Annotated in this window: 15 protein-coding genes; 10 read left to right on the top strand and 5 right to left on the bottom strand. The window is 72.8% G+C overall.

From position 1 onward, the window contains the following. Positions 1-78: 78 nt before the first annotated feature. Positions 79-1,383 (bottom strand): homogentisate 1,2-dioxygenase, encoded by a 1,305-nt coding sequence (locus tag KSED_RS05195; RefSeq protein ID WP_015779054.1) that lies wholly within the window; start codon positions 1,381-1,383, stop codon positions 79-81. Between the two features lie 82 nt (positions 1,384-1,465). Between KSED_RS05195 and KSED_RS05190 the strand changes: the two genes are divergently transcribed. The 9 genes from KSED_RS05190 to KSED_RS05150 all read left to right on the top strand — a co-directional run bounded on the left by KSED_RS05190 (position 1,466) and on the right by KSED_RS05150 (position 9,569). Further along, positions 1,466-2,392 (top strand): hypothetical protein, encoded by a 927-nt coding sequence (locus KSED_RS05190; protein ID WP_015779053.1) that lies wholly within the window; start codon positions 1,466-1,468, stop codon positions 2,390-2,392. Continuing rightward, complete coding sequence (fahA, locus tag KSED_RS05185) at positions 2,389-3,627, top strand: fumarylacetoacetase (RefSeq protein WP_015779052.1); 1,239 nt, start codon at positions 2,389-2,391, stop codon at positions 3,625-3,627. Before KSED_RS05190 ends, fahA begins: the two co-directional genes overlap by 4 nt. 159 nt (positions 3,628-3,786) lie before the next feature. Then, entirely contained in the window at positions 3,787-4,422 is a 636-nt protein-coding gene (locus tag KSED_RS05180; RefSeq protein ID WP_015779051.1) for a hypothetical protein, read from the top strand. Between the two features lie 213 nt (positions 4,423-4,635). Next, positions 4,636-4,845, top strand: coding sequence for a heavy-metal-associated domain-containing protein (locus KSED_RS05175; protein WP_015779050.1), 210 nt, complete (start codon positions 4,636-4,638; stop codon positions 4,843-4,845). Further along, positions 4,845-5,045: a hypothetical protein gene (locus KSED_RS05170; protein ID WP_015779049.1), complete on the top strand. Its 201-nt coding sequence runs from the start codon at positions 4,845-4,847 to the stop codon at positions 5,043-5,045. The genes KSED_RS05175 and KSED_RS05170 overlap by 1 nt, the downstream gene beginning before the upstream one ends. Further along, the gene (locus KSED_RS05165; RefSeq protein ID WP_015779048.1) at positions 5,042-7,309 is read left to right on the top strand and encodes a heavy metal translocating P-type ATPase; all 2,268 of its coding nucleotides are present in this window, start codon (positions 5,042-5,044) and stop codon (positions 7,307-7,309) included. The genes KSED_RS05170 and KSED_RS05165 overlap by 4 nt, the downstream gene beginning before the upstream one ends. Positions 7,310-7,341: 32 nt before the next feature. Continuing rightward, positions 7,342-7,647 (top strand): metal-sensitive transcriptional regulator, encoded by a 306-nt coding sequence (locus KSED_RS05160; RefSeq protein WP_015779047.1) that lies wholly within the window; start codon positions 7,342-7,344, stop codon positions 7,645-7,647. Positions 7,648-7,751: 104 nt separating this feature from the next. Further along, positions 7,752-8,393, top strand: a complete 642-nt coding sequence (locus KSED_RS05155) for a hypothetical protein (RefSeq protein ID WP_015779046.1) — start codon at positions 7,752-7,754, stop codon at positions 8,391-8,393. A gap of 267 nt (positions 8,394-8,660) precedes the next feature. Further along, positions 8,661-9,569, top strand: coding sequence for a hypothetical protein (locus tag KSED_RS05150; protein WP_015779045.1), 909 nt, complete (start codon positions 8,661-8,663; stop codon positions 9,567-9,569). An 88-nt stretch (positions 9,570-9,657) separates the two neighbouring features. Here KSED_RS05150 and hppD read toward each other — a convergent pair whose 3' ends face one another. Further along, complete coding sequence (gene hppD, locus KSED_RS05145; RefSeq protein ID WP_015779044.1) at positions 9,658-10,881, bottom strand: 4-hydroxyphenylpyruvate dioxygenase; 1,224 nt, start codon at positions 10,879-10,881, stop codon at positions 9,658-9,660. Between the two features lie 102 nt (positions 10,882-10,983). Here hppD and KSED_RS05140 point away from each other — a divergent pair, with 102 nt between their 5' ends. Next, a complete protein-coding gene (locus tag KSED_RS05140) occupies positions 10,984-11,472 on the top strand; it encodes an Lrp/AsnC family transcriptional regulator (protein WP_041291283.1) in 489 nt (162 codons plus the stop codon). A gap of 79 nt (positions 11,473-11,551) precedes the next feature. Here the strand turns inward: KSED_RS05140 and KSED_RS05135 are convergent, their stop codons facing one another. The 3 genes from KSED_RS05135 to KSED_RS05125 are packed head-to-tail and all read right to left on the bottom strand — an operon-like array spanning position 11,552 to position 15,501. Beyond that, positions 11,552-13,315 carry a bifunctional 3'-5' exonuclease/DNA polymerase gene (locus tag KSED_RS05135; protein WP_015779042.1) on the bottom strand — a complete coding sequence of 588 codons (1,764 nt, stop codon included), beginning with the start codon at positions 13,313-13,315 and terminating at the stop codon, positions 11,552-11,554. Between the two features lie 11 nt (positions 13,316-13,326). Next, a complete protein-coding gene (locus KSED_RS05130) occupies positions 13,327-15,096 on the bottom strand; it encodes a DEAD/DEAH box helicase (RefSeq protein ID WP_015779041.1) in 1,770 nt (589 codons plus the stop codon). Positions 15,097-15,108: 12 nt separating this feature from the next. Continuing rightward, positions 15,109-15,501, bottom strand: a complete 393-nt coding sequence (locus KSED_RS05125) for a DUF3039 domain-containing protein (protein WP_015779040.1) — start codon at positions 15,499-15,501, stop codon at positions 15,109-15,111. Positions 15,502-15,662: the final 161 nt, after the last annotated feature.

Here is a 15,662-nt window from a genome sequence, read left to right as displayed (position 1 = left end):
GCCCGTCGTCACGACATGCGACGGCCCCGTGCGGCACGGGTGTGCCGCCGGGACCGTCAGCGTACTCGCGTCGAGGGGTCAGTCAGACGCGGTGGGCGGCTCCTGGCGCGCCCGCTCCCGCTGCTCGGACTGCGAGGCCTGGGCCGTGGAGTGCCAGGACCACGCGTAGCGGCCGTCGTCGCACGCCAGCCCTCCCTCCCCGAGGTCCAGGGGCCGGAAGGTGTCCACCATCACGGCCAGCTCGTCGAAGTACTCGGCCCCGATCGAGTTCTCGTACGCGCCGGGTTGGGGGCCGTGCGCGTGGCCGCCCGGGTGCAGGCTGATCGAGCCCTGTTTGATGCCGCTGCCCTTGCGCGCCTCGTAGTCCCCGTCGACGTAGAACATGACCTCGTCGGAGTCGACGTTCGAGTGGTAGTAGGGCACCGGGATGCTCAACGGGTGGTAGTCCACCTTGCGGGGCACGAAGTTGCACACCACGAAGTTGTGGCCCTCGAAGACCTGGTGGGCGGGCGGCGGCTGGTGCACCCGGCCGGTGATCGGCTCGTAGTCAGAGACGTTGAAGACGTACGGGTAGAGGCAGCCGTCCCAGCCGGCCACGTCGAGCGGGTGGAAGGGGACCGTGTGGATCGTGCCGCCCTGCCCACCGGAGGCGCCCTCCCCGGTGGCGCGGTGCCGGATGTAGACCTCGGTCTCCTCGGCCCGGTCCGCCCCGATGTCCTCGGCCAGCAGCGGCTCGGTCGGCCCGCGCAGGTCCCGCTCGCAGTAGGGCGCGTGCTCCAGGAGCTGGCCGAACCGCGAGAGGAAGCGCTTGGGGGGACCGATGTGGCTGGAGGCCTCGATGGCGTACACACGCAGCGGCTCGCTGTAGCCGACGTCCCCCGCATCGCGCGGGATCCAGCGGTGGGTGGTTGCCCGCGGCATGATCAGATAGTCACCCTGCTCCAGCTCGAAGGCGCCGAAGACGGTCTCCACCCGGGCGTGGCCGCGCTCGACGTACAGGCACTCGTCGCCGATGGCGTTGCGGTACCAGGGGCTGACCGTGTCCGCCACCACGTAGCTCAGCCGCACGTCGGCGTTGCCCATCAGCAGCCGGCGACCGGTCACCACATCGACCCCCTCGGTGGGCTCGTCGCCGCCGAACAGGTCGTGGGGGCGCAGGTGCAGGGGCCGCAGGGGGTGGTTGGGGGTCAGCGAGGCGTCCGGCACCTCCCAGACGCGGGCGTCGGTGATGGTCGAGGGGATGTTGCGGTGGTACAGCAGGGAGGAGTCCGAGGAGAAGCCCTCCTCCCCCATCAGCTCCTCGTAGTACAGGCCCCCCTCGGGGGTGCGGTGCTGGGTGTGCCGCTTGGGGGGGATTGTTCCGACACTGCGGTAGTACGCCATTCCTCGACCTCCGTTGGCTGACCTCTCGGGGCCCACAGTAGGGCGTGAGGTGCGCCACGTCGACGTGCGTTAGCGTTCCGGCATGGCGACCTCACCGGTGATGGACCTGCTCACGCGCGCCCTCGTGGACGATGCGGCGATCTTCCCTCCCGGCCTCTCCCCCGTGCCCAATGCCGTGGCCCAGCACCTGGCGTGGCGCCGTTCCCCGCTCGGCGAGCGCCTCGGCCCGCTGCTGCTCTCCCCCGACGCCATCGCGTCCCTGCCCGGCGTGCTCGACGAGCTCGGCGGCCGGGGCCCCGGGGCGGGCGAGGTCCTGCCGGTGGGCATTGCCGCCCGCCCGGGAACCAGCCTCAACGAGATCGATGAGGCCGTGGCCACCCTCCGCGAGCTCGGGGACGCCGTGCGACTGGAGACCATCGAGCTCGGCGCCCAGCACGGCTGGCAGGCCGCGGCCCGCCACGGCGTGGACGTCGCCCTGGAGCTCCCGCGCGACCCCGCCGACCAGGTGGAGCACCTCGACGCGTTGGAGGCCCGTCACGCCGACACCCGCCACGTGGTGGCCAAGTGGCGCACCCAGGCCAGCCCGGCCGGGCCGATCCCGACGCCCGACGAGCTCGCCGCCTTCATCACCGCGTGCGTGGGACGCTCCCTGCCCTTCAAGCTCACCGGAGGTCTGCACCACGCCGTCGCCCGCACCGCCCCGGCGCAGTCGGGAGAGGGCACCGAGGAGATGCACGGCGCCCTGAACGTCGCCCACGCCACCCACCTGGCGCTCTGCGGCGCCCCGGCCAGCGAGGTCGCCGCCGCCCTGGCTGAGCGCGACGAGCGGACGGTGGCCGCTGCGGTCTCCGGCCTGGAGGAGGGCGAGGCCCGTGCCCTGCGCGCCGCGTGGGTCTCGTTCGGCTGCTGCGGCGTCACCGACCCGCTGGGCGAGGCCGCCGAGCTCGGCCTGCTGGACCCCGCCGACCTGGCACTGCACCCCGCCCCCGACTCCGAGGAGAGCCGATGATCGCCTGGCCCGACCTGCCCGCCGACCACCCCTTCGGCCCGAAGAACCTGCCCTACGGGGCGTTCCTGACCGAGGACGCCCCCAGCGCGCGCCTGGGCGTCCGCATCGGCGACCAGGTGCTCGACCTGGCCGGCGCGGTCCGTGCGCAGGGCCTCGACGACGGCACCGTGTGGGCCGCTGCCCTGCTCGAACCCACCCTCAACCGTCTCCTCGAGCTCGGCCACACGGCGTGGGCCGGCGCCCGCTCCTGGGTCACCGGCCTCTTCGCGGACCCCGCGCAGGCCGATGCGGTGCGCCCCCACCTCATCGACCTGGACCGGGTGGAGCTCGTGCTGCCCTTCCGCCCGGCGGACTACGTGGACTTCTACGCCTCGGAGCACCACGCCACGAACGTCGGCTCGATCTTCCGCCCGGACCAGGCGGCGCTGACGCCGAACTGGAAGCACCTGCCGATCGGCTACCACGGCCGCAGCTCCACCCTCGTGGTCTCGGGCACGGACATCGTGCGCCCGCAGGGGCAGCGCAAGCCCAAGGATGCGGATGCGCCGACCTTCGGCCCCAGCCAGCGGCTCGACATCGAGGCCGAGCTCGGCTTCCTCGTCGGCGGGCCGACGGCGGTGGGCTCGCGCGTGTCCGTGGACGATGCCGCGCAGCACCTCTTCGGCGCGATGCTGTTCAACGACTGGTCGGCCCGGGACATCCAGGCCTGGGAGTACGTGCCCCTGGGCCCCTTCCTGGGCAAGTCCTTCGCCTCCTCGGTCGGTGCTTGGGTCGTGCCGATGGACGCCCTGGCCGCGGCCCGCACCGAGCTGCCGGCCCAGGACCCGCAGCCGCTGGAGTACCTGCGGGGCGACGGGTCCGGGCTGTTCGGGCTGGACATCCAGATGGAGGTCCGGCTCAACGGCACCGTGGTGGCACGCCCGCCGTACGCCGAGATGTACTGGTCGCCGGCGCAGATGCTGGCCCACATGACCGTCAACGGCGCCGCCCTGTCCGCCGCGGACGTGTTCGCCTCCGGCACGGTCTCCGGTGACGACAAGGACAAGCGCGGCTCCTTCCTCGAGCTGTCCTGGAGCGGCCAGGAGCCGATCGTCCTGGAGGACGGCAGCGAGCGGAGCTTCCTGGAGGACGGCGACACGGTCACCATCACCGGCTGGGCACCGGGGCCGGACGGCTCCCGCATCGGCCTCGGTGAGGTGACCGGGACGATCCTCCCGGCCACCCCCCTCGGCTGAGTCCAGGGTCCCGCCCCGGCGAGTCTCACAGGCACCTCACGGGCCCGGCACAGTCACCGCACAACCCCGACGGGGGATGGCGATGGCGGTGCCGGGCCCCCTAGTTTGGAATCACCCGGCACTCCGCCGGGCAGCTCACACACTGGGGAAGGGGCCACCATGGCTCGCAGCACACTGACCGCAACGATCACCGCCGCCGCACTCGCCGTCCCACTGGGGGCTGTCGCCGCACACGCAGACGACTCCGACGAGTTCACCCACACCATCGCGTTCGACGAGCCGGACGAGGACGGCCGGGTTCGCTTCTGGATGGAGGCCTCCGGTTGGATGGGGCCGCACATCGAGGGCCAGATGCCGGAGTACTCCATCTCCGCGAAGAAGCCCGGGGAGAGCCACTTCCACCACCAGGTAGTGGCGCCGCAGGGCGAGGAGCTGGTCTGCGTGGGGGGTGCCGACCCGTCCGAGGTCACGGTCTTCACCGACTACCCCGAGACGCCCCTGTCCGAGGAGCACGACGGGCTGTACATCCTGGCCACCGTCTGCGACGGGTCCGACGACGGCACCGAGGTGCTCGGTGTGCTCGAGCGTCGGGCCGACGGCAGCTGGGTCTCCACCAGCGGTCCCTTCGAGGTCGCGGACTACGCGGACGGTCGCGGCGACGGGTCGGGCCCCATCGTCGACACCGGCGTAACCCCGGCCGACCCGACGCCGTGGGCCGCGCTGCTCACCGGCGGTGCATTGCTGGGCCTGGGCGGTCTGGTGACCGCCCGCGGGGTCTCCGGGCGACGCGGCTGAGGCCGCCCACCCTCGCCGCCGGTCTGGCCGGTCTGGCGCTGCTGGCCGCGGGCGGCGCGACGGTGGTGGGCACCCGGCGACGCTGAGGGACCCGCCGGGCCGTCGGGTCCCGGGGAGGAATACCCTGAGGGGGTATCCGGTTGGATCGGATGCCCCCTTTTCGGGCACCTGCCGTGCACGCGGCAGCTGCCCACCAACCCGAGAGGAACCCTCATGAGCACCACCGAGTACACCGTCACCGGCATGACCTGCGGCCACTGCGAGATGTCCGTGCGCGAGGAGGTCTCCGAGGTCCCCGGCGTCCAGGACGTGCAGGTGAGCCACGAGACCGGGCGCCTGACCGTGGACGGCAGCGACGACGTCAACCAGGACGCCGTCATCGCCGCGGTCGAGGAGGCCGGCTACAGCGCCGTGCGCGCCTGATGGGCGCCGGAGCCCGGGTCGCGGCCTACCTCGGGGCGCTGGCGGTGGTCTTCGCCGGCGCCCTCGGGGCCGGGGCCGCCTTCGTGCCCGACCGCGTCGTGGACGACTGGATGGCCCGCCGCGGCTCCCACCAGCACGAGGCACCCCCCGTGGACCCCGACGAACACCCGCACACCCCCGACAGCGACGGAACCCCATGAGCACCCCCCCGGTCCTGGACAACTCCCCCATCGAGCTCGACCTGCAGGGCATGACCTGCGCGTCGTGCGCGAACCGTATCGAGCGCAAGCTGAACAAACTCGACGGGGTCGAGGCCACCGTCAACTACGCCACCGAGAAGGCCCGGGTGCAGGCCCCCGCGGGGTACGACCCCCAGCTCCTCGTGGACGAGGTGGCGAAGGCGGGGTACACGGCCAGCCTCCCGGCCCCGCCCCGCGACGAGACCGGCACGGCCGGGGAGACGGACGCGGCCGGGAACGCCGACCCGGAGCTGCACTCCCTGCGCCAGCGCGTGATCATCTCGGCCGCCCTCACGGTGCCGGTGATCGCGATGGCGATGGTCCCCGCCCTGCAGTTCACTTACTGGCAGTGGGCCTCCCTGACCCTGGCCGCGCCCGTCATCGTGTGGGGCGCCTGGCCCTTCCACAAGGCGGCGTGGACCAACCTGCGGCACGGGGCAGCCACCATGGACACGCTGGTGTCGATGGGGACGCTGGCCGCCTTCGGCTGGTCGCTCTACGCGCTCTTCCTGGGCACGGCCGGCACCCCCGGCATGACCCACCCCTTCGAGTTCACCGTCGCCCCGTCCGACGGCGCCGCCAACATCTACCTCGAGGCCGCCGCGGGGGTGACGCTGTTCATCCTGCTCGGTCGCTATTTCGAGAAGCGCTCCAAGCGCCAGGCCGGGGCCGCGCTGCGTGCCCTGCTGGAGCTGGGCGCCAAGGAGGTCACCGTCCTGCGCGACGGCCGGGAGGTCACCGTCCCCGCCGGGGAGCTGCAGGTGGGCGACGAGTTCGTCACCCGACCCGGCGAGAAGATCGCCACCGACGGGGAGGTCGTCTCCGGCTCCTCGGCCGTGGACGCCAGCATGCTCACCGGCGAGTCCCTGCCGGTCGAGGTGGGCCCGGGTGACACCGTCACCGGCGCCACCGTGAACGCTGGCGGGCGCCTGGTGGTCCGCGCCACCCGCGTGGGCTCCGACACCCAGCTGGCGCAGATGGCCCGCCTGGTGGAGGACGCCCAGACCGGCAAGGCCGAGGTCCAGCGCCTGGCCGACCGCATCTCCGGGGTGTTCGTGCCGATCGTCATCGGCATCGCCGTGGCCACCCTGGGGGCCTGGCTGGGCGCCGGCTTCCCGGCGACCGCGGCCTTCACCGCCGCGGTGGCGGTGCTCGTCATCGCCTGCCCCTGTGCACTCGGCCTGGCCACCCCCACCGCGCTGCTGGTGGGCACCGGCCGGGGCGCCCAGATGGGGGTGCTCATCAAGGGCCCGGAGGTGCTCGAGTCCACCCGCACCGTCGACACCGTGGTGCTGGACAAGACCGGCACGGTCACCACCGGCGAGATGACCCTGGCCGATGCGGTGAGCGCCGAGGGCAGCGACCGCGAGGACGTGCTGCGCGCGGCGGGGGCCCTGGAGAGCTCCTCGGAGCACCCCATCGCGCGGGCGATCGTTGCCGGCGCCCGGGCCGAGCTGGGCGACCTGCCCACCCCCACCGACTTCTCGAACCTCGAGGGCCGCGGTGTCCGCGGCACGGTGGACGGCCACCGGGTCCTCGTGGGGCGCCCCGCCCTCCTGGCCGACGAGGGCATGCCGCTGGGCGCGCACCTCCAGGAGGCCCTGGAGGCCGCCCAGCAGCAGGGCCGCACCGCCGTGGCGGTCGGCTGGGACGGTGCCGCGCGGGGCGTGCTGGTGGTCTCCGACACCGTCAAGACCACCAGTGCCGAGGCCATCGACCGGCTCCGTGGGCTCGGGCTGACGCCGGTGCTGCTGACCGGCGACAACGAGGCCGCCGCCCGGCACATCGCCGCCGAGGTGGGCATCGAGGAGGTCATCGCGGAGGTCCTGCCGCAGGACAAGGTGGACGTCGTCCGCCGCCTGCAGGAGCAGGGCAAGGTGGTGGCCATGGTCGGCGACGGCGTGAACGACGCCCCCGCGCTGGCCCAGGCGGACCTGGGGCTGGCCATGGGCACCGGGACGGACGTCGCCATCGAGGCCTCGGACATCACCCTGGTGCGGGGCGACCTGCGCAGCGCCGTGGACGCCATCCGCCTCTCCCGGCGGACCCTCTCGACCATCAAGACCAACCTGTTCTGGGCCTTCGCCTACAACGTGGCCGCCATCCCGGTGGCCGCCCTGGGCATGCTCAACCCGATGCTGGCCGGCTTCGCCATGGCCTTCTCCAGCGTCTTCGTGGTGGGCAACAGCCTGCGACTGCGTGGCTTCCGCTCGGTCTCGGCCTGACCCACCCCCCCGACAGCACCCCCGGAGGAGCCATGGAGCACTCAGAGCACGACCACCACCACGGGTACATCACCGACAAGGAGGCCTACCTCAAGCGCATGCGCCGCATCGAGGGGCAGGCCCGCGGCATCGCGCGGATGATCGAGGAGGAGAAGTACTGCATCGACATCCTCACCCAGGTCAGCGCCGTCACCAGCGCCCTGGAGGGTGTGGCGCTCGGGCTGCTGGAGGAGCACCTGCGCACCTGCGTCGTGGACGCAGCCCGCACCGGTGATGCGGAGGCCGATGCCCTGGTCAAGGAGGCGACGGCAGCCATCACCCGGCTGGTCCGTTCCTGAGCTCCCGGCCAGGGCACCTACGCTGGAGGGGCGACCCTCCCCCGAACAAGGAGCATCATGCGGACCACCCCCGACCCACCGCCCGCCTCGCGATCGTCACGGCGGTGGCCGGAGGCGCGCTGCTCGCAGGCTCCTCCACGGCCCACGCGGCACCCGGGGAGCAGGACACCCCCACGCCGCAGGTGACCCTCGAGGTGCAGCCCGCCGAGGACGGCGAGGGCCACAGCTGGCAGGCCACCTTCGAGGGAGCCCACCTGCAGCCGGCCGACGGCAGCCCCCGCATCGAGTGGCTCGTGGACACCTACGCCCCCGAGAGCGGGCCGCGCCCCGTCACCGTCGCCGCCGGCGCCGAGGCGGACCCGCACTGTGAGCCCGGCACGAAGGTCCACCAGCAGGACACCCTCACGGCCGAGCGCACGGACCTGACGGTGAACCCCATCCCCCGTGGCACCGACCGGGTGATGGTCTACGGCTCCTACTGCGCCGCCGACGGGTCCGTGCACCGGTTCGAGGTCGAGAACGACCTCCGCATCGGGCCGGCCGGCCGGGTCGTCGTGGACTCCTACCCCCTGCTGGACGACCGCGTGCGCGAGGAGGACCCCCGCCCGCGGGGTGATGGGCCCATCATCGACACCGGTCTCGCGGCGACCACGGGTGGCGCCGCCGCACCGTGGGCAGCTGGCCTGGCCGGTCTGGGACTCCTGGCAGCGGGCACCGGCCTCGTGGCCCGGGGCCGCACGCACTGAGGCCCTGATAGGACCGCGCGTCCGCCCTTCTGCACGAGGAGCTCCCATGCCCCGTGTTCTGCCCGGGGCGATGACCGCCGCCCTGACCCTCTGTCTCGTCCCCGCGATCGCCACCGCTGCCCCTCACAGTTCCGCCACACCCGGCGCACAAAGGCCTCACAAGCGCGGCGGGCCCCTCCCCCGCGGCTCCCGCACGTGGCTAGCGTCACAGGTGGACAGACAGTCCAACCGGGCCACTGGCCCGAACCCGAGGGGAGAGTTCTCACCATGTCTCGCACCACGATCCGCATCGCCGCCGCCACCGTCGCCCTGCTGGGGCTGCCGCTCGCCGGCGCGGCCCACGCCGACGAGCCCGGCGAGCCGCCGGCCCGCGATCCGCTGCCGACCACCTTCTCGACCGGAGACGCGGGCGATGCCCCTGACCTCCCGTGGGAGGTCACGGTCGGCGGTGAGTTCACCGAGCTGCCGTTCAGCGGGGACGGCCTGGTGTCGCTGACGGTCGAGTCGGGCAAGACGAACGACCTCATCATCACCGGCCCCGACACCCATCGGACGCTCATCGGTGGCCAGCAGGACGACAGCGTCGACTACGCCACCCAGACCTGCCCCGACACCGCGGAGCTCGCCCCGTCGCCGGTGACCTTCACCAGCTCCGACCCGTCCTGGTTGTGGTCGAACGGCGACAAGGAGCCGTACGCGACCCAGGGGCTCGAGAGCGACATGCGGTCGGTGAGCATCCAGTCCCTGGTGTGCCAGCCGAACACGGTGGACAGCCTCTACGGGCCGATGCTCTTCTCCACCGACTACTACGTGCTCGACGCCGAGGGCGACTTCGTCCGCATCGCCTCGCAGACGATGGAGGCCACCGGCCGGGAGGGAAGCACGCCGCACTGGTTCACCGAGGACGGCTGGGAGTTCCTCGCGGACTACGCGGGGCAGGTCCGTCCCGACGACACCTCCAACGAGGAGTGGGCGGACCGGATGGTGGCCGAGGGCATCGTCCCGGAGGACAAGCGCTGGTACGTGGCGAACACCGACCCCGGCACCGGGCCGATCATCGACACGGGGCGCACCGCGCCCGCATCGACAGAGGTCGCACCGTGGGCCGTGGGCCTGGCCGGTGTGGGCCTGCTGGGTGCCGGCGCCACCACCCTGGCCCGCCGCCAGCGCGCCTGACCAGGCACACACAGCGGGGCCCGGGAGTCAGCTCCCGGGCCCCGCTGTGCGTGCGCGCTCACCGCCCGAAGGGGCGGGAGGCCGCGGATCAGAAGTTGCCGCGCAGCTCCTGCTCGCGCTCGATGGCCTCGAACAGCGCCTTGAAGTTGCCGATGCCGAAGCCCAGCGAGCCGTGGCGCTCGATCAACTCGAAGAACACCGTGGGGCGGTCGCCGATCGGCTTGGTGAAGATCTGCAGCAGGTAGCCGTCCTCGTCGCGGTCCACCAGGATGCCGCGCTTCTGCAGCTCCTCGATGGGGACGCGCACGTTGCCGATGCGCTCACGCAGCTCCGGGTCCTCGTAGTAGGAGTCCGGGGTGGCCAGGAACTCGACGCCCTCGGCACGCATGCGGTCGACGGTCGTGATGATGTCGTTCGTGGCCAGGGCCAGGTGCTGGGCACCGGCGCAGCCGTAGAACTCCAGGTACTCATCGATCTGCGACTTCTTCTTGGCGATCGCCGGCTCGTTGAGCGGGAACTTCACGCGGTGGTTGCCGTTGGCCACCACCTTGGACATCAGCGCGGAGTAGTCGGTGGCGATGTCGTCGCCCACGAACTCGGCCATGTCCGTGAAGCCCATGACGCGGTGGTAGAACTCCACCCACTCATCCATCTTGCCGAGCTCGACGTTGCCGACGATGTGGTCCAGGGCCTGGAACAGGCGCTTCGGCGAGCCCTCGCGCTTGACGTAGGTGCCCTCGCGCGCCTCGTAGCCCGGCAGGTAGGGGCCGGCGTAGCGGGTCCCGTCGACCTCCCGCTGGACGAGGGTGTGCCGGGTCTCCCCGTAGGTCGCGATGGCGCCGACGCGCACGGTGCCGTGGTCGTCGCTCAGGTCCGTGGGCTCCTGGAGCACCGTGGCACCCACCGAGCGGGCGTGCTCGATGCACTGGTCGACGTCCGGCACCTCCAGGGAGATGTCCACCACGCCGTCACCGTGCGCGCGGTGGTGGTCCAGCAGCGGGGACTGGGGGTCCACCGCGCCCTTCAGCACGAACTTGATGTTGCCCGACTTCAGGACGAACGCCTTGTGGTCGCGGTTGCCGTTCTCGGGGCCGGAGTAGGCGACCAGCTCCATGCCGAAAGCCGACTGGTAGAAGTGCGCAGCCTGCGTGGCGTTGCCCACCACGAAGACGATGGAGTCCCAGCCGGTCACCGGGAAGGGGTCGTTGGAGCCGTCGTACTCCACCAGGCCGACCAGCTGCTTGAGCTGCTCGACGGACAGGTTCTCGGCCTGCTCCTGGTTCGTCAGGGCGGTCAGGGTGGTGTCAGTCATGTGGGTAATGTGCATCACACCGGCTGGTCCCTGCCAACAAGGCTCACACCACTGGACAATCTGCTCAGTGAGTCCGTCCTGACACGTGGCAACATGTGCGTCATGCACAGTGACGAGGACCAGCCCGCCCGGTCCCGGCTCGACGAGCTCGACCGGCGTATCCTGCGGCTCTTCCTGGACGCGCCCCACATCGGCGTGCTGGGGGCCTCCCGCGAGCTGGGGGTCGCCCGCGGCACCGTCACCGCCCGTCTGGCCCGGCTCGAGCAGCGGGGCGTGATCCGCACCTGGGGCCCGCGTCTGGACCCGGCACGGATGGGCTACCCGGTCACTGCCTTCGTGACCCTGCAGGTGCACCAGACACCGGGCCACGAGTCGGTGTCCGCGCACCTCGCGAGCATCCCCCAGGTCATCGAGGCGCACACCACCACCGGTGACGGGGACCTGCTGGCGCGTGTGGTGGCCGCGAGCAACCGCGACCTCCAGGACGTCGTCGATGCTGTGGTCGCGCACCCCAACGTGGCGCGCGCCTCCACCGTCATCGCGCTGGACGAGCGGGTGCCCGCACGCTCCCGCGAGCTCCTCCGCGACTGACCCGACCACTGCCACGTCCCGCCCCCCCCCACCACCGTCGCTGCCAGCCCGCGGCTGCGCCCCAGACCACCGACCGCCCTCAGTCCGCGGCGTCGTACGACTCCACCACGGCGACGCTCAGCGGGAAGTCCACCGGGCTGCCGGGGAACAGCAGCACACCGGCACGGCGCGCCGCCTCCCGCACGCACTCGGCCACCTCGTCCGCGAACTCCTCGGGGGCGTGGACGATCACCTCGTCGTGCAGGAAGTAGACCAGCTCCGGTCTCGATGCGGTGAGCCCACCGGGTCCGCCGTCCCCCTCCCGCATCCCACCGGGGCCGTGGAGGTCGTCCAGCCCCCGCCGCAGGAAACCCATCCAGCACAGGGCCCACTCGGCAGCGGTCCCCTGTACGACGAAGTTGCGGGTGAAGCGGCCCCACTCGCGGGCCGCCGAGTGCGCTCGCCGCTCCGCAGCCGGGGACGCGTCGGGGTGCTGGGCGGCGGCCTGTGCCTCGCGCCAGAAGGCAGGGGGCGCCGGTGAGGTGCGCCCCAGCCAGGTGGACACCCGCTCCCCCCGCTCCCCGGCGGCCGCGGCGGCGTCCACCCACCCCATCGCCCGGGGGTAGGCCCGGCGCAGCCGCGCCATGAGGGCACCGGCCTCGCCGGAGGTCGCGCCGTACATGGCCCCCAGCATCGCGACCTTCGCGTGGGCACGGGTGTCGACCACGCCCTCGTCCACCAGGCCCTGGTACAGGTCGCCGGCCGCCGCCGCACGGGCCATCGCGCCGTCCTGGGACATCGCGGCCAGCACCCGGGGCTCCAGCTGGGCGGCGTCGGCCACCACCAGGCGCCATCCCGGCTCCGCGCGCACCGCCGAGCGGATCTGCTGGGGCAGCTGGAGCGCCCCGCCCCCGCGGCTGGCCCAGCGGCCGGTCACCACGCCGCCGGCCACCCAGTCCGGGCGGAACCGTCCGTCGCGCACCCAGTGCCGCATCCACGACCAGCCGTTGGCCGTGTACAGCCGCGCCAGGGCCTTGTACTCCAGCAACGGCTCGATGACCGGGTGGTCCAGGCCGCGCAGCTCCCACTTGCGGGTACTGGTGACCTCCAGACCCGCGCGGCGCAGGGCGGCGACGAGGGTGGGCGCCGAGTCCGGGTTGAGCCCGGGGGCGTCCAGGGTCTCGCGGATGCGGGCGACCAGCGCAGCCATCCGCGCCGGGCGGCCACCGTGACGGTCGGCCTCCCCCAGCGCGGTGGTGAGCTGGGCGTGGTGGACGGACGCGTCGAAGGGGACCCCGGCGTGGTTGAGCTCCTGCGCGATGAGGCCTCCGACGGACTCCGCGTGGCACAGCAGGGCCAACCGGCCCCCGTCGCGGGCCTCTGCCAGACAGGCCTGCTGGGCGCGGTGCTCGGCGAGGCAGGCCTCGAGGTCCGGGCCCGGGGCCGCGACGTCGAACAGGGCCACCTCGGTGTCCGCCGGCGGGGCGGGGGTCAGGGACGCCGCAGCCCGCACCTCGTCCCACACGGAGTCCGGCGCCCGGGCGTAGTCGGTGTGCGCCACCGCGGCCGCCGACCGCAGGATCGCGCGTTGCAGGCCGAGGTCCACCGCGCGCGGCACCCGCACGCCGGCCCGCAGCAGCGGGAGGTGGACCGATGCGGAGTCCGCCCACACCCAACGCACGCTCACCCCATTGGCCCCGGCACCGGCCACGGCATCGGCCCCGGTGCCGGCGCCTGTGGGCAGGCGCTCGGCGACCCACCCGGGGAACTCGTCCCACGGCACATCCCACCGCTGGCCCACCACGCCGTCCACGACCGCGGCGACCTCAGCGACCTCGCCCCTGCGCGCCACGACGAGGTCCATGCGCGTGACCGTCAGCGTCGCCCGACGAACCAGCGGCGGATGGTCTCGATCCGCTGGGTCACCTGCTCCTGCGTGGCCGTCTCCAGGGAGGGTCCCCCGCACTGGCGCCGCAGGTCCATGTGCACGGTCGCGTGCGGGGTGCCCTTCTTCTGCGCGTAGGCGCTCACCAGCTTGTTGAGCTCCTTGCGCGAGGCCTGCAGGGCGCGGTGGGCGGCGATCGGCTGCTCCCCACCCTGCGCGGCGGTCTTCTTGCCCCGTGAGACCTGCTTGGCCTGCCGCTCCCGGAGCAGCTCGGTCATCTGGTCGGGCTCCAGCAGTCCGGGCAGCCCCAAGTACTCGGCCTCGTCCTCGCTGGCGGGTTCGGTGCCCAGGCCCCACTGCTGGGCATCGAAGAGCACGTGGTCGAACTCGGCGGAGGACTCCAGCGCCTCGTACCCGGGGCCGAGCTCGTCGCTGAGCCGCTCACTGGCGTTGGCCCGCGCGAGCTCGTCCTCCTCCGGCGCCCAGATCGCGTCCTCACCGGTGGGCCCCGGACGGTCCAGCGCGTGGTCCCGCTCGGCCTCCAGCTCCGAGGCCAGCGCCAGCACCGGCGTCACCGAGGGCAGGAAGATCGATGCGGTCTCGCCCCGCCGGCGGGTGCGCACGAAGCGCCCCACGGCCTGGGCGAAGAACAGCGGCGTCTGGGTGGAGGTGGCGTAGACGCCCACGCACAGCCGGGGCACGTCGACCCCCTCGGACACCATCCGCACCGCCACCATCCACCGCGAGTCCCCCTCGGCGAAGGTCTCGATGCGGGCGGACGCCCCCGCATCGTCGGAGAGGACCACGGTCGGCTTCTCCCCCGTCACGGCCTCCAGGTGACGGGCGTAGGCGCGCGCGTTCTTCTGGTTCGACGCGATGACCAGGCCCCCCGCATCGGGCACGTGGCGACGCACCTCGGTGAGGCGCTTGTCGGCGGCGGTGAGCACGGCGGGCACCCACTCCCCCTCCGGGTCCAGCGCGGTGCGCCAGGCCTGGGCGGTGAGGTCCTTGGTGAGCGGCTCCCCGAGCCGGGCGGCCATCTCGTCGCCCGCCTTGGTGCGCCACTTCATCGCGCCGCCGTAGGCCATGAAGAGCACCGGGCGCACGACCCCGTCGGACAGGGCGTTGGCGTAGCCGTAGGCGTAGTCGCTGGCGGAGCGGCGGATGCCGTCCGCACCCTCCTCGTAGCGGACGAACGGGATGGGGTTGGAGTCCGAGCGGAAGGGTGTGCCGGTCAGCGACAGGCGCCGCGTGGCCGGCGTGAAGGCCTGGCGGATGGCGTCGCCCCAGCTGCGGGCGTCACCGCCGTGGTGGATCTCGTCGAGGATCACCAGGGTGCTGGCCTCACGGGTGCGCTGCTCGTGGAGGGTGGGGTCGGCGGCGATGCCCGCGTAGGTCATCGCGATGCCGTGGAAGTCCCGGCTGTGGGCCCGCTGGCTGTTCGTGAAGCGCGGGTCCAGGTGGATGCCCACCTTGGCGGCCGCATCGGCCCACTGGGTCTTGAGGTGCTCGGTGGGCGCCACCACGGTGATCTGGGTGACCACGCCCTCGGCCAGCAGGTCGGCGGCCACCTTCAGGGCGAAGGTCGTCTTGCCGGCGCCGGGCGTGGCGACGGCGAGGAAGTCCCGCCCGCCCGATGCGGCGAGGGACTGGTAGCGCTCCAGGGCCTCGGACTGCCAGGCGCGGAGCTTCGGCGCGGTGCCCCAGGCAGCGCGGTCGGGGTAGGCGGGTGAGAGGTGGTCGGCGGCGGAGGTGCTCATCTGCCGCCGGGCTCAGTTGCCGTCGCCCGAGCCGGAGTCCCCGCCGCCGTCCTGCGGGTCGCGGAGCCCTTCGTGGATCTCCTTGCACACCGGGCACACCGGGAAGCGGTCGGGATTGCGACCGGGCACCCAGATCTTGCCGCACAGTGCGGTGACGGGCTCGCCCGACATCGCGCTCTCGAGGATCTTCTCCTTGCGCACGTAGTGGCTGAAGCGCTCGTGGTCCCCGGGCTCGACCGGCTGGGTCTCGCGCTCGGTCCGCTCCAGCAGACCGGTGGAGGTCCCGGGGTCGGACAGGCCGCCCGGGTCACCGGGGCCACCCGGGTCCATCGGCTGGCTCATGACCGTGACCGCGCCGGCGTGGACAGGTGCGGTGCGGGTGGGGGTCCGGGTCGTGGAACGCATACCGAGCATTCTAGTGCCGACCACCGACAGCCACGCCCTGGCGGAGCCCACCGGCATCGAACACCGCACCGGTGCTGGTCTCGACTGGCGAGATCAGCACCGGTGCGGTGTTCACGGATGCGGGCAGCTCAGGCGTGCAGCTGCCTCACGGTGGTGACGCG

It is taken from the genome of Kytococcus sedentarius DSM 20547 (genome assembly GCF_000023925.1).
GTDB lineage: Bacteria > Actinomycetota > Actinomycetes > Actinomycetales > Dermatophilaceae > Kytococcus > Kytococcus sedentarius.
This window is presented reverse-complemented; position numbering and strand designations above follow the sequence as displayed.

What these genes read in the sequence shown, in the direction of transcription:
- KSED_RS05195 (WP_015779054.1), bottom strand. Translation starts at nt 1,383, where the DNA reads ATGGCGTACTACCGCAGTGTCGGAACAATCCCCCCCAAGCGGCACACC.
- KSED_RS05190 (WP_015779053.1), top strand. Translation starts at nt 1,466, where the DNA reads ATGGCGACCTCACCGGTGATGGACCTGCTCACGCGCGCCCTCGTGGAC.
- fahA (WP_015779052.1), top strand. Translation starts at nt 2,389, where the DNA reads ATGATCGCCTGGCCCGACCTGCCCGCCGACCACCCCTTCGGCCCGAAG.
- KSED_RS05180 (WP_015779051.1), top strand. Translation starts at nt 3,787, where the DNA reads ATGGCTCGCAGCACACTGACCGCAACGATCACCGCCGCCGCACTCGCC.
- KSED_RS05175 (WP_015779050.1), top strand. Translation starts at nt 4,636, where the DNA reads ATGAGCACCACCGAGTACACCGTCACCGGCATGACCTGCGGCCACTGC.
- KSED_RS05170 (WP_015779049.1), top strand. Translation starts at nt 4,845, where the DNA reads ATGGGCGCCGGAGCCCGGGTCGCGGCCTACCTCGGGGCGCTGGCGGTG.
- KSED_RS05165 (WP_015779048.1), top strand. Translation starts at nt 5,042, where the DNA reads ATGAGCACCCCCCCGGTCCTGGACAACTCCCCCATCGAGCTCGACCTG.
- KSED_RS05160 (WP_015779047.1), top strand. Translation starts at nt 7,342, where the DNA reads ATGGAGCACTCAGAGCACGACCACCACCACGGGTACATCACCGACAAG.
- KSED_RS05150 (WP_015779045.1), top strand. Translation starts at nt 8,661, where the DNA reads ATGTCTCGCACCACGATCCGCATCGCCGCCGCCACCGTCGCCCTGCTG.
- hppD (WP_015779044.1), bottom strand. Translation starts at nt 10,881, where the DNA reads ATGACTGACACCACCCTGACCGCCCTGACGAACCAGGAGCAGGCCGAG.
- KSED_RS05140 (WP_041291283.1), top strand. Translation starts at nt 10,984, where the DNA reads ATGCACAGTGACGAGGACCAGCCCGCCCGGTCCCGGCTCGACGAGCTC.
- KSED_RS05135 (WP_015779042.1), bottom strand. Translation starts at nt 13,315, where the DNA reads ATGGACCTCGTCGTGGCGCGCAGGGGCGAGGTCGCTGAGGTCGCCGCG.
- KSED_RS05130 (WP_015779041.1), bottom strand. Translation starts at nt 15,096, where the DNA reads ATGAGCACCTCCGCCGCCGACCACCTCTCACCCGCCTACCCCGACCGC.
- KSED_RS05125 (WP_015779040.1), bottom strand. Translation starts at nt 15,501, where the DNA reads ATGCGTTCCACGACCCGGACCCCCACCCGCACCGCACCTGTCCACGCC.